Raw genomic sequence first — 12946 nt, forward strand, 5'->3', positions numbered from 1 at the left:
CGTAAAAAATTACTGTTTTACGACACTAACAGCGATCAAACAAATTAAGCTATACGAATGGATAGGAATGACGATTAGCAGATTGCATTTGGGATTAGCTCAATGCCATAAACTTAATATTTTCTGGTGGATTGTTTAAGCTAATGACATTAAACACTAGCGTATAAACCTACCTATTTAGGTAAAACAATATCCCCGCCTCAGAATCAAACAATATATACATTCATGCCTGTTTAAAACTGTATGATATTAGGTACTTTTCTGCATGCATCGTTTTCAAAACAATTAAAAAACAATATTTAATAAAACCGGTTTCATAAGCCATGCATTTTGAAATTGGTCACATATATTACTTATCAAACAGCATTCAAACGCAAATCTAACAACATTCAAACTTGGCAATTATTAATTACATTCACCTTGGCTTGTAAATAGAAAATTGCAAGCAAGTGACTTCCTGCTTATCTATATACACCGGTTAGCCTATCCCTTTAGCTAACTCAGGGTGGTTAGCCGGATAACAACAATAATTAGGAGAGTCTCAATGCAACGGAAATTACTTGTTGCCGCGCTTCTTAGTGCAGGCACAGTGATATCGGTTCCAGCGTTCGCCAATGCGCCGTCTGCTGGGCAAATCCAAAATATTCCCGACTTTGTACCTGGTGTTACCGACCCAGCCAGTGGCGATGTTTATCGCTATGGCAACACCTGCTGGGAAGCCAAAAATAACCCTGGTGCCTGGGAAACCCCACGTGAGGGCTGGTTCTGGACGGAAGTGGCTTGTTCGGGCACAACCCCAGTGGTGACACCAACGCCTGTCATTACCAGTACACCAGTTGTGACTAGTACACCTATTGTTACTAGTACGCCAACGTCTGTGATTACTCCGCCACCTGGAGATTGTGTGGCAGAGGCTTGGAACGCCAATAACTTCTGGCGCTATAACTCGGCGTTTGGAAATGGCGAACTGGTGTTGGTTACGCACAAGGGCAAAACCTACCAGCTAACCAGCACTGGCGGTAGTCACTATGAGCCTGGCAGCTCTTGGGGTACCTGGAAAGAAGTGTCGGACTGCGGTGGCAGCAACCCTACACCAACGGCCACACCAACCGAGGTACCTACCGCAACACCATCCCCAACGGGGACACCCACCAAAACCCCAACAAGCACGCCGGTAGTGAGTGAAGTACCGGGTGCAACGTTAATTGTTCAGCCTGCCGATCCTAAGTGTAATGCTCAGCCATACAGTGCAAGCGTGCGTTACAATACGGGCGATACGGTGAGCTTTGTTAACCGCAGTGGGCAAACCGAAATATTAGAGTGTCGCCAGGCAGTGTGGTGCAATTCGCCAGGTTATGAGCCAGGTAGCATTTACCAGAACTCTGCTTGGCGTAAGCTAGACCAATGTAAAGCGGGCATTACGTTCACCGGTAAAGTGGATGTTGCTAGCAACTTCATTCAAGATTCGGACACGCAGAATTCAAACAACCCGTTTGTTGATAACCACTCAACCGTTTCACGCTATCAGCCTATTGCTCAAGGCGATGAAGTAGCAGGCCATGTGGGTACTGCCGCCGATCCGCGCGATGTGTTTGTTGGCCGCTTACTGGCTGGTTCGGCTGTGCAACTGGTGCAAACAGGCAGTGGCAACGCCGACTTATACCTTGCCGATAGCACTGGCGCGGTGGTTGATTCATCGCTGGGCCTTAACCGCGCTGAAGAAGTGATTGTGCCAAGCACAGGCGACTACCGCATTATTGTTGAAGCTGCCGGCGAGGTGACCTATCAACTTGTTTCAGGACAGGCACCGTCTGAAGTATCGGCCCAAACCTTCTCGGTAACCGACGACCTAGTAGCCGGTGAAATGTTGGTTCTGGACACCCGTGAAGAGCTCGTAGGCGCGGCAAGCACCGGGGTTGCTGCTGGCCCAGAAATTGAAGTAGTAGAAGTGAGTGTCCCGGAAGCACTGACGTTCTCGAACGACGAAGCCTATCAGCTTACCCTTGAACAGGCGCAGCGTTTGGCCACAATTGAAGCAGTTATTGGCCGTCAAGCGCAGGGCATTGAAGGCGTTATCTTCGAGCCAAACTACTTGTATCAAGCTATGGCCGTTACGCCAAACGACCCTCAGTACGGCGAACTTTGGGGATTGCCACAAATAGACGCACCGCAAGCGTGGGATATTACCACTGGCCAGTCGGTTAGTGGCCAAGATGTTGTGGTAGCAGTCATCGACACGGGTAGCGTGTTACACCACCCAGATCATGGTGCGGTTGTGGATGGCTATGACTTTATCAGTGATGCCGATCGGGCTCGCGATGGTGATGGTCGTGACAACAATCCAGATGATGTGGGCGACAGCGCCACTCGACCTAGCTGGCACGGTACGCACGTAGCGGGCACCATTAGTGCGCGGGCCAACAACGGCCAAGGCATTACTGGTGTGAGCTGGCACGCGAAAATTATGCCTCTGCGCGCGCTTGGCCAAGGTGGTGGCTCGTTGAAAGACATCGCCGACGCTATTTATTACGCCGCGGGTATTCGCCAAGGCAATGGCCCAGTGCCTAGCCGCCGTGCGGATATTATCAATATGAGCTTGGGCGGCGGCAGTGATAGCCAAATTTACCGCCAAGCAGTGGCCGCAGCACGCGAGCGTGGTGTGATTGTCATTGCCGCAGCCGGTAACGATGGTGACTTCCGCAAAAACTACCCTGGTTCAACGCCTGGCGTAGTAGGTGTGGGCGCGACTGGCCGCGATCAACAACGTGCTTACTATTCTAACTACAACTCAGAGGTGGATGTTTCAGCGCCTGGTGGCAACCGTCGTAGCGACTCAATGATCCTATCGTTGGTGGCACAAAACGACGCTCGCCGCACACCAGCCTACGACTACTACCAGGGTACGTCGATGGCAACACCGCATGTTGCGGGTGTGGTTGCGCTAATGAAAGCGGTGAACCCAGACCTAACGCCGGCTCAGTTCGACCAGTTGCTAGCGAATGGCAGCATTGTCGATGACTTAGGTGCTGTTGGGCGTGATGACCAGTTTGGTCACGGCCAAATCAATGCGCTGAAAGCTGTTCGTGCAGCGCAAGAGTTGGCAGGCCCTACTAATGGGTTAGTGCTTTCAACCCGTGATTTAAGCTTCGACTTAAATACCGATGAACTGACCTTCTCAGTAGAGGCGGTAGGTGACGCGCGGGTTACAGCGTTTAGCGACAATAGCAACTGGGTGAATGTGGCACCCGTCAATACTGACTCGAAAGGCCAAGGCGAGTACCGCGTGACGGTAGATCGTAGCGGCTTGGCAACGGGTCGTTATCAAGCGCAAGTCACCCTAACCGACAACAATAACCAAGGCTATAACTTGGCGGTAACACTCGACGTGAAACAGCTAAGCCGTGCGGGAGGCGATGTTGGCCAGCTAACGCTGGAAGTGGTGCAGAGCGGTCGTGTAGTGCAAAGCCAGCAGCTTGATAAAGCCGGTAACTACGAGTGGCGCATTGATATGCCAGCCGGCAGCTACAACGTGCGAGTTGGTGGCGACAACAACGGCAACAACCGCTTGTGTGATGGCGGCGAGTACTGTGGCGAGTGGCCTGGCCTAGCCCCACTCACCAACGACGCCTACATGCAACTACCCTTGGTCATTAAGTAAGCAAAGACATTGTTTACATCAGGGGGCTTCGGCCCCCTTTTTTTGGGTTTGTAGCAATTGGGACACGCACTGTTTTAAACGAGGACACGCACTAATTGTTAAACGGTGCGTGTCCTCGTTTGTTTCGTGTCCTCGTTAGTTTGTAAAAAGTGCGTGTCCTGGTTTGATTTGATCCTGGTGGGGCACAGTTTTTGATACTTAGCTATCTAACCCTCGCGCAAATCATCTACTTGGTTGAAGCTTTCATACATGCAACACAGGAGAGCACGTAATGAAAAACTTCACCGATAGGCTAGCTAACCTAACTATTTTTAACTATCCGCTGCCATTTAACTTAGACCCAACTCGCCACTTGCCAGAGGAAAGCGAAGCTGAAATGATCGACCGACTGAGTCGATAGCTTGGGGTAAAAACGGGGCATGCAGGCGAAACAAGTACTTAATGAACTAAAGCTGTATCTTAAAGAGCATGGGCTGACTTACTCTTCGCTAGCGGAGCAAGCGGCCCTGCCCGAAATAACAGTCAAGCGCCTAATGAACCGAGACCAAGTAAGGTTTGATCAGCTGCAAACGCTATGCGAAAGCGCGGGTAGCTCATTGCTGGAAATAATGCAGCGGGTTCAGAACCGCCAAACTAGTCAATTAAAGGTCATTGATGCTGACATAGCAGATGCGCTTTTTAACAAGCCGGAACTATATGTTATTGGCAAGGATATAAAGCTTGGTTGTCGATCAATAGAGTCACTCGCGAGTCTCCACAAAGTCAAACATGCCACTGCCTATAAGCTTTGCCGAGAACTCGAAACGCTGGGATTTATCGAGATCAATGGTGATAAGTTATTACCAAGCACGCCCGCCCCAGCCATTTTAAACCCAGAAGTTCACCGGCAATTTTACGATCTAATTATTGGCAACCACTTAAACCATATGAGATCACAGATGGCCAACAGCGATAACAAGGAAGATAGATTTGGTAGCTTTACATTGCTATTGACCGATGAAGACTACATCAAGGTTCAAGAGCAACTAAATGAGCTTGTTTCTACCGCTTTAGAGCGCTCGGAGTACAACCAAGAATTCTTAACAAGCCGAGCAAAAGAGCGGCTATTGAACGTGTACCTATCCCCTAAACCAGCCCCACCAATTGCGATTGTAAAAGACGAATAGCTTTCGGGTACAATTCGGGACACGCACCTTTCCGCCCGTTTCACTTTGTTTTTGGGCGAATCAATTCAGGACACGCACCAATGGCACTAGCTCAAAGACTCAACGCTATACAACCCTTCCATGTAATGGACATTCTCGCCCAAGCAAAAGCACTAGAGTCAACGGGCGCAGACGTCATTCATTTACAAGTTGGGGAGCCTGACTTTGCAACGCCTATGGCGGTTCGCGAGGAGGGTGCAAGGGCCATTCTTGAAGGCGAAACATTTTACACGGCCGCAAAGGGCCATCAGCCACTGCGGGAAGCGCTTAGCGACTGGTATAAGCGCACTTACAACGTTAGTGTGTCACCGGAACGGATTATTATTACGCCCGGGGCATCCAGTGCGCTGTTTATTGCGCTTAGTATGGTATTAGACCCGGGCGACTCACTGATGTTGCCGCTTCCAGGATACCCGTGCAATCGACACTTCGTCGAACTACTAGGCGCCAAGGCCATTGAAGTGCCATTGGACGCCAAGCAAAACTACTACCATAGTGCCGACTTGTTTAAGTCTGAGTGGAACGAGGACACGCAAGGTTTGCTTATAGCGTCGCCACAAAACCCCACTGGCCACGTATTAAGCAAGACTGAAATTGAACAGCTTTATGCACTAACAAAGTCATATGGCAAGCACCTGATAGTTGATGAAATCTACCATGGCCTAGTGTTCGATGACGCCAACAACAACAAAGCTACTAGTGTTCTGCAGATTACCGACGATGTTCTGGTGGTGAACAGTTTCAGTAAGTATTTCAACATGACCGGTTGGCGACTGGGCTGGCTTGTTGTTCCGCCGGGTTTAGAGGAGCAAGCAGACAAGCTGGCTCAAAACCTATATCTAGCTGCGACAACCAGCTCGCAATTAGCTGCTGTTCGTGCCCTCGCGCCAGACTTGGACACGCACTTTCAAACAAATCGAGCTGAATTTGCCAAACGAAGGGACTATTTGGTGCGTGTCCTAACTGAAATTGGTTTTGATGTACTCGGTGAGCCTAAAGGCGCTTTTTACATTTATGCTGATGCTAGCAAGTTCACCAGCGATGCAATGGCGTTCTGCAAGCAGGTGTTAGCAGAGTGCCATATCGCCATTACGCCAGGCTTAGACTTCGATCCCAAAGCGGGTCAACATTGCGTGAGATTCGCTTATACATGCAGCATAGACCGACTAAAAGAGGCCTGTGAGCGACTTAAAGCATGGTTAGAAAGGTGAGTGTCCTAGTTTAGGCGTTGCTCTTGAACGGTGCGTGTCCCAATTAAACTAAGCTGTTTATTTGACCACTGGATATTTACCCTCTACTTTTAATGCATACAAATAAGTGTGGAGGGGCTGTTATGACCGTTGCCAGATGTGAGCAGATTTTGTTAACACAAACCCTGTTCTACCACTGTATTTGTCGTTGTGTGCGGCAAGCTTTTTTGTGTGGCATAGATCAGCACTCGCAAAGGTCTTACGACCATCGCCGACTTTGGATAGTAAACAGAATCCGAGCATTGACAGAGGTTTTTTGCATTAACGTGGCAGCCTACTCTGTGATGTCGAATCACTATCATATAGTGCTTTTTGTCGATACCGAGCGGGCAAAAAATCTCTCCAATGAACAGGTGGTTGCTCAGTGGTACAAGCTGTTTAAAGCGAATCCTACGGTAGACAGGTACCTGGCAGGCGACGAATCTGTAAAAGAAAATGCCATGGCCATCATAGCTACATGGCGTGCTCGCATTACCGACGTTTCATGGTTTATGAAATGTTTAAACGAGTACATCGCCAAAAAGGCCAATGCTGAGGACGGCTGCAAAGGGCGGTTTTGGGATGGACGATTCAAGTCTCAGCCATTATTAGATGAGCGAGCGCTGCTGGCTGCTATGGCATACGTGGATTTAAATCCAGTGCATGCAGACATGGCAGACACGCTTGAAAGCAGCGAGTTTACCAGTATTTACGAAAGACTTTTTGGCCGGGCATGTTCATTTGACCAACCATACTCTCCAACACAACTCATGCCATTTCAATGTAGCCACCCCAACGCCAAGCTCCCATTTACCATGGCAAACTACCTAGACTTTATCATTCAGTACGGCGGCGTTGAGCGGCCTGATAAGCGAGGATTTTTAAAAACTAGTGAGCAAACATCACAACTAATGAAGCAGTTTGAGCGTGGGCAATGGCAATCTGTTTGTATTGAACTCGCACATGAATCAAACAGGCCACTTGGTAGCCGCAACCAGATTATCAGTTATCAGAAAGCGCGCGGTCGCTCTAGGTGCCATTCAGGGCATAATATTAGTTATGCGTTTGGCTGAACAGAATTGTTTAAAGGTGGCTACAGTTGATGATTTAAGTCCGCTTTTTCCCTATTCTGGTGCATAGCAGTTTCAAAAGGTGTTGCTATGAAAAAGTTATTATTGGCCGTGTTTTCCATCGCTGTGTTGGCGGGCTGCGATCCAGTGTCTTTAGCGGGCGCTCCAAACGATGCGGCGGGTGAAATTGTGAGGCTTAAGTTTAAGCCTTATTTACAAAGCTGTACTGGCGTGTCACCTCGTCTTTGCCTAATTGAGGAACGAGCAGACGGCAAAGTAGCGTTCTTTTATGATTCGATCGACGGATTTGAGTTTCAGTGGGGCACTGCCACTGAACTAGAAGTGTTAAAAACCAAAGTTGACGAACCTGCTGCTGATGCCAGCCACTACCAGTACACTTTGATTAAGGAAGTCAGTGCGACAGAGCTTTTGCGCTTCGAGGACTTTCCAACATTAGAAAATCTGCCGCTATCCGACAGCACAATTAGCAAAAACGATGGAGAGTACTTCTTTTTCAACTACCCATTCACTTGTGCAATCAGTGGCTCAGATATTACTCAAGCCGAATGCGACGATTTAGCCGAACGAGCACAAGACAGTAGAACTTCAAATGAGCTTGTTAGCCTAACCTTTCGCTACGGTGGAAAGAGCAGAAGCGGAGAAGGTCTGTTAGAGTTGACGACCATTGAGTAACCAAGCAGATACTGATCTCTGCACGAGCTTTTCTCAATTAAGCGGCGTACTATATGTTACAACTTGTCATCCGGGATTAGATTCATGCTCGACAACTTGCTACCACATGCACTGCGTTGGATGCGCTTTAATCAGCGCACTTTTCAGTCGTTGCCGAATAACAGCTCAACCATTCGCAATGCATTAACGCATGACCAACTCAGTAAGTTCGCCCCCACACAAGAGCGGGACATAGACGGGCACACGTTGTACACATGCGAGCAAAGTGCACAGTATCAGCATATCTTTTTGCTTCATGGTGGCGCTTATGTCATTCCTGCGTTAGCTGGCCATATACGCATGCTCAAGTCTTGGTATCAGCTAGGGTTTTGTGTGTCTGCATTTGATTATCCGCTTGCACCAAACGCAACGGCCGACGAAACCATTAACGCGACACTCAAGGCGTATCAAACGTTAATTGAAGCCTACCCGAATGACCGAATACTTGTTGTGGGTGACTCGGCAGGCGGCGGGTTAGCCATATCGCTGCTGCAAAAACTGCGTGAAAATGGTTTGCCTATGCCAGCCAAAACGGCATTGCTATCACCATGGCTAGACTTAGAACTGCACAAGGCAGAAGAGCGTCAGCAGCATAATTCGGAAGTTGTATTGCATCTAGAAGGTTTACGCCGTTGCGCTGAAGCCTATGCAGGCAGCCGTTCTTTGGACGATCCACTTATCTCACCTGTTAAAGCAGACCTTAGCAACCTTGGCCCAATGAAATTATGGGTAAGCGATAGCGAGCTATTTTATGAAGACTGCTTGACCTTTGTTGAGAGAGTAGAGGCAGCAGAGGGGAGTCGGTGCCGCTTAAAAGTTGAGAGCGGCTTGTTACACGACTGGCCGATGATCGCTAATACAAGTAAGGCGCGCTCTACTATTAGAAGCGTAGCGCGGTATTTCTTCAAAATGGCCAACAGTGCTTCAGAATTAAAATAGGCAGGCGTAAGGCCTGCCAAGTTCAACTAGTCTAAATCTTCAGCGCCGTGGCGCTCTTTTACAGGGTGATCGCCCCAAGTGGTGTTCACCCTAATACCACGCTTTACAGGCTCTCTGGCATCAAGCTGGTTGGCCCAACGCAACACGTTAGTGTACTGCTGTGCGTTAAGGAACTCCGCCGCATCGTAAGCTCTGTTTAGCACAAGCGACCCATACCATGGGAAAATCGCCATATCGGCAATCGTATACTCATCGCCACAAATAAACTCGTTGTTGGCTAATCGCTTATCTAGCACATCCAATTGGCGCTTGGTCTCCATGGTATAACGATCGATTGGATACTCATACTTTTCCGGTGCATACGCATAAAAATGCCCAAAACCACCACCAACAAACGGTGCACTGCCCATCTGCCACATTAACCAGCTGAGCGTTTCAGCTCGGTTTTTACCAAGGAAACGATCAAACTTTTCTGCTAGATAAAGCAAAATCGCTCCCGATTCAAAAACAGGCTGGTGCGGCTCAACGCTGCGGTCAACCAGCGCTGGGATCTTTGAGTTCGGGTTAATATCAACGAAACCAGAACCAAACTGATCACCGTCCATAATACTTATAAAAAACGCGTCATACTCAGCCCCAGAAACCCCAGCAGCAAGCAGTTCCTCGAGCAAAATGGTTACCTTCACCCCATTAGGCGTACCCATCGAGTAAAGCTGCAACGGATGTTTTCCCACTGGAAGCTCTTGCTCAAAGCGAGCACCCGCTTCCGGGCGATTTATTGAGGCAAACTGCCCCCCAGACTCTTTAGGCTGCCAAACCTTTGGTGGTGTGTAGTCAGACATAACAATCTCTTCAGGTTAATGACTTATGTACCCTAGCTTACGAAGATGACAGCTAAAAAGACTAGGTGTCACTTAAATTAGGACACGCACCTTTTGGTCAGCTCACTTCTCAGACTTTAGCCAGTCCAATAACGGTGCGTGTCCTCGTTTGGGGTTGTCCAATAACGGTGCGTGTCCTCGTTTGGAGTTTTATCGGTGCGTGTCCTCGTTTGGGGTTAAGCATGAGTTCATTGGGGTGGGCAATGATTGGGGTATCTATTTAATGTCTTAGGAAGAGACCGATGAGACAGTTTTGGTTGGCGGTGATGTTGCCGGTTGCATTAGTTGGCTGTAGTAATGAGCAGTCGGGTAATTTGGCAACAAGTGAAATTGGCATGAATGCCGAGGTGCAGGTGTTAACGGATGGCAGTAGCCGTTCTGCGGTGGCAACGGTGCAGTTGTTTGAGGGCAAAGCGCCAGAGCCTACGGGGCCTGGTGCAAGCCTTGGCTATACACGCCCAGTTGAATTAACCGATGGCGATTCGCTGTTCGTACAGCAGGGGACACGCAAGGCCTGGCTGCTAGAAACGGAGGTCGATGGTGATGTCGCTTATTCTGGTTCGCTAAGTGGCATCGACCCCTACAGCCCAATTTACGTTCAATTGCGGCGCAACAACCAACAGGTTGATGCCTTTGATTCTTGGATTACGGTGCCAGCGGATTTTCAGCTGATTCCAAACTCGGTTTACAGTGGTCGCTTGAATCAAGATATCGAATTGCATTGGTCACAAGTGAGCAGCTCTGACGTGCGTTATCACTATCAACTAACTTGTCACTTTGTTGATAACTTTGGTACTTGGCAGCAAGAAACGCTCGATTACGTGTCGGCGCCGGAGTCTAATACACGTACCACGGTTGTTAGCTTGCCTAACCTTGAGTTCTTCGATTACTGCAATGGACACGTTGGTGTCACCGTAGAAGTGACAGGGCAGGCAGATAGCAACCTTTACCGCACTAGTTCAATTTCGGCAGTTATTAGCAAGTCGCGGCCGGTTGTTCTAACCCCATAGCAGCACTAAACTATCAATAGGGTGCATATTTGATGCGCCCTTGTAGTGGGGTGCTTATGGCAAAAACATTGTGTGATCTAAAACGTAAAGATATAGAAAAAGACCCAAAAGCCCTTGCCGAGTCTTTGCTTCCTGCCAACTTTATTTGCCTAAAATGCGCTCGATTAGCAAGTGATAAGAAGTTGCTCTGTCGGCCGAAAAAGTTATGACTTACTGTATTCGAACACAAGCTGGCGCAGGCGTTTGAAGAACTTCTCTTCGGCGTCTTTCCCAGGTGATTCTATGTTGTAAGTGTTGTGAAAATTGACCGTTAACGTAACGTCTTGGCTTTTCAGCGTGACACTATACCCATCAATACTGGAATGAAACTCTACGCCATCAAGGCGGTAAGCCCCATCATTATTGCGCTCACCACGCTCACGAATAATCTCCGCCGCCGTAAGGATGGTATGAAAGTCTAGTGTTTTACTCATTTTACCTCTGATTTCAGCCAAGCAATTTATGTCGTTTTTCGGTATGTTTACCGAAACACTGTAGTTGAAGGTACGAATATGTTGGCACAAGCGATGATCGAAAAACTCAATGAGCAAATAAATCTTGAGTTCTATTCGTCGAATTTATATTTACAGATGAGCGCTTGGTGCGAAGATAAAGGCTTCGAGGGCGCTGCCGAGCTGCTGCGCAAGCATGCGCTAGAAGAGATGGACCACATGAACCGTTTGTTTACTTACGTAAGTGAAACGGGCGCCCTTCCAATCTTAGGTACAATTGCCGCGCCACCACACGAGTTTGATTCACTCGGCCATGTATTTCGAGACATCTATCAACATGAGTGCGAGATCACGCGTGCCATTAACGAGTTAACGCACGTCGCGTTTACCACGCACGATTATTCAACCTTTAACTTCCTGCAATGGTATGTAGCAGAGCAACACGAAGAAGAGAAACTATTCAAAGGCGTGCTCGACAAGCTAGAACTAGTTGGCGAAGATGGCAAAGCCTTGTTCTGGATTGACAAAGACCTCGCTGAGCTTGCGAAAACCGGCGCTACGTCGATTATGGAGCCACAAGCGTAGCGGCTCCTCAGAGCCTGGCTAACCTAGTCAAAAGCGAGAGTCTGTCGTGAAGCTCTCGCTTTGTTACATTTTTATGACAATTCATTCACATAAGTACACTTTTGCTACAACTTATTATCACCTCTTCGGCTAGCATTGCCTGAAACCAGTTTCAAAACCCAGTTTTAAAACAATAATGCAGGAGTGCTATAGATGAACAAAACACTGGTGTTTTTTGCCATCGCTGTTGTGTGGCTGATTATGATGTTGTTCGTGGGGGAATTTTTGCCTCGCAGCGAGATCGAACTAACCGATGTGATTTCAGAGGGCATTACAATCATATTAATCGGTGTGTGGATGTTCGCAACGCAGCGCCTTAATGTATCTGAGGGTGCGCGCAACATTATGTCTACCGGCTTTTTTATTATGTTGTTAGCCATGATTCGCGATTTTACCGATGAGGTAACGGCTGCGCCGGCAAACTATGAGTTTTTGTTCTTAGTATTCGAGTCGTTCTATCCACTTGGTTTTGCCCTTGCGACAGCAGGCTTGCTAGTAGTCGTTGCCGACAAGTCAAATAGCTTACCAGATACCGAAGAGGAAGAAGTAAGTGGCGGCTTGAGTGTGAATACCGACGCCATCACGGGGTTATGGACACGTGACTATATGCAAAGCCATCTTCGCAACCGCACCAGCGATGACTTTGCGTTAGTGTTTATCAAACTGTCCGAGTTTAAAGCAATCTCAGTCAAGCACGACAACTCAACATCATTGTCTTTATTACGTGCGATGACTCGTGTGTTGAAAAAGTCCCTGCAAACGCAAGACCGCGGTTTCCGCTACGGTAAAGATGTGTTCGTATGTTATTTACCCGGTAAGTCTATAAAGCAAGCCGAACAATACGCACAAGATTTGCAAAGCAAGTTTGCTGAAACCACAGTTTCGGCTAATGCTGAACAGCTGGATTGTAAAACTCAAATTGGCGTGATTACACCAATCGCGGATGAAAAAGTATTCGACTTGGTTCAACGTGGCATTCACACCATGAACCGTGCCAACGTACTAACTGTTAACGCAGAATAACCCTTCATGCGCACCATATGCAGGCACTCGCCATGATATGGTGCGCAGCTTCCCCCTCACATACAGCACAAGCCCCAGAAACAT

General features: G+C 48.2%; 12 protein-coding genes. 10 read left to right on the forward strand and 2 right to left on the reverse strand.

Annotated elements, in window-relative coordinates; genetic code table 11:
• Window positions 1-544: 544 nt before the first annotated feature.
• The 7 genes from DUW71_RS15865 (at window position 545) to DUW71_RS15890 (ending at window position 8833) form a co-directional block, all read left to right on the forward strand.
• Window positions 545-3658 (forward strand): S8 family peptidase, encoded by a 3114-nt coding sequence (locus DUW71_RS15865; RefSeq protein WP_158584190.1) that lies wholly within the window; start codon window positions 545-547, stop codon window positions 3656-3658.
• Window positions 3659-3929: 271 nt separating this feature from the next.
• On the forward strand, window positions 3930-4058 hold the full coding sequence (locus DUW71_RS17970; RefSeq protein WP_267896675.1) for a hypothetical protein: 129 nt from the start codon (window positions 3930-3932) through the stop codon (window positions 4056-4058).
• Window positions 4059-4077: 19 nt separating this feature from the next.
• A complete protein-coding gene (locus DUW71_RS15870) occupies window positions 4078-4824 on the forward strand; it encodes a helix-turn-helix domain-containing protein (RefSeq protein WP_119396258.1) in 747 nt (248 codons plus the stop codon).
• 80 nt (window positions 4825-4904) lie between these two features.
• The gene (locus tag DUW71_RS15875) at window positions 4905-6074 is read left to right on the forward strand and encodes an aminotransferase class I/II-fold pyridoxal phosphate-dependent enzyme (protein ID WP_119396259.1); all 1170 of its coding nucleotides are present in this window, start codon (window positions 4905-4907) and stop codon (window positions 6072-6074) included.
• Window positions 6075-6196: 122 nt separating this feature from the next.
• On the forward strand, window positions 6197-7165 hold the full coding sequence (locus DUW71_RS15880) for a transposase (protein ID WP_119396260.1): 969 nt from the start codon (window positions 6197-6199) through the stop codon (window positions 7163-7165).
• 87 nt (window positions 7166-7252) lie between these two features.
• A complete protein-coding gene (locus DUW71_RS15885) occupies window positions 7253-7855 on the forward strand; it encodes a DUF4377 domain-containing protein (RefSeq protein WP_119396261.1) in 603 nt (200 codons plus the stop codon).
• 84 nt (window positions 7856-7939) lie between these two features.
• A complete protein-coding gene (locus tag DUW71_RS15890; protein WP_119396262.1) occupies window positions 7940-8833 on the forward strand; it encodes an alpha/beta hydrolase in 894 nt (297 codons plus the stop codon).
• A gap of 26 nt (window positions 8834-8859) precedes the next feature.
• Here DUW71_RS15890 and yghU read toward each other — a convergent pair whose 3' ends face one another.
• Window positions 8860-9675 (reverse strand): glutathione-dependent disulfide-bond oxidoreductase, encoded by an 816-nt coding sequence (gene yghU / locus DUW71_RS15895; RefSeq protein WP_119396263.1) that lies wholly within the window; start codon window positions 9673-9675, stop codon window positions 8860-8862.
• 281 nt (window positions 9676-9956) lie between these two features.
• On the opposite strand from yghU, the gene DUW71_RS15900 reads away from it, so the two are divergent.
• Window positions 9957-10724: a hypothetical protein gene (locus DUW71_RS15900; RefSeq protein ID WP_119396264.1), complete on the forward strand. Its 768-nt coding sequence runs from the start codon at window positions 9957-9959 to the stop codon at window positions 10722-10724.
• Window positions 10725-10927: 203 nt separating this feature from the next.
• Here DUW71_RS15900 and DUW71_RS15905 read toward each other — a convergent pair whose 3' ends face one another.
• Complete coding sequence (locus DUW71_RS15905; protein WP_119396265.1) at window positions 10928-11197, reverse strand: DUF3081 family protein; 270 nt, start codon at window positions 11195-11197, stop codon at window positions 10928-10930.
• A 78-nt stretch (window positions 11198-11275) separates the two neighbouring features.
• Here DUW71_RS15905 and ftnA point away from each other — a divergent pair, with 78 nt between their 5' ends.
• Together ftnA and DUW71_RS15915 are read left to right on the forward strand one after the other, a co-directional pair.
• A complete protein-coding gene (ftnA, locus tag DUW71_RS15910; RefSeq protein WP_119396266.1) occupies window positions 11276-11800 on the forward strand; it encodes a non-heme ferritin in 525 nt (174 codons plus the stop codon).
• A gap of 192 nt (window positions 11801-11992) precedes the next feature.
• Window positions 11993-12862, forward strand: a complete 870-nt coding sequence (locus DUW71_RS15915) for a diguanylate cyclase domain-containing protein (protein ID WP_119396267.1) — start codon at window positions 11993-11995, stop codon at window positions 12860-12862.
• Window positions 12863-12946: the final 84 nt, after the last annotated feature.

It is taken from the genome of Salinibius halmophilus (assembly GCF_003577475.1).
In the GTDB taxonomy this organism is placed as follows: Bacteria; Pseudomonadota; Gammaproteobacteria; order Pseudomonadales; family Natronospirillaceae; genus Salinibius; species Salinibius halmophilus.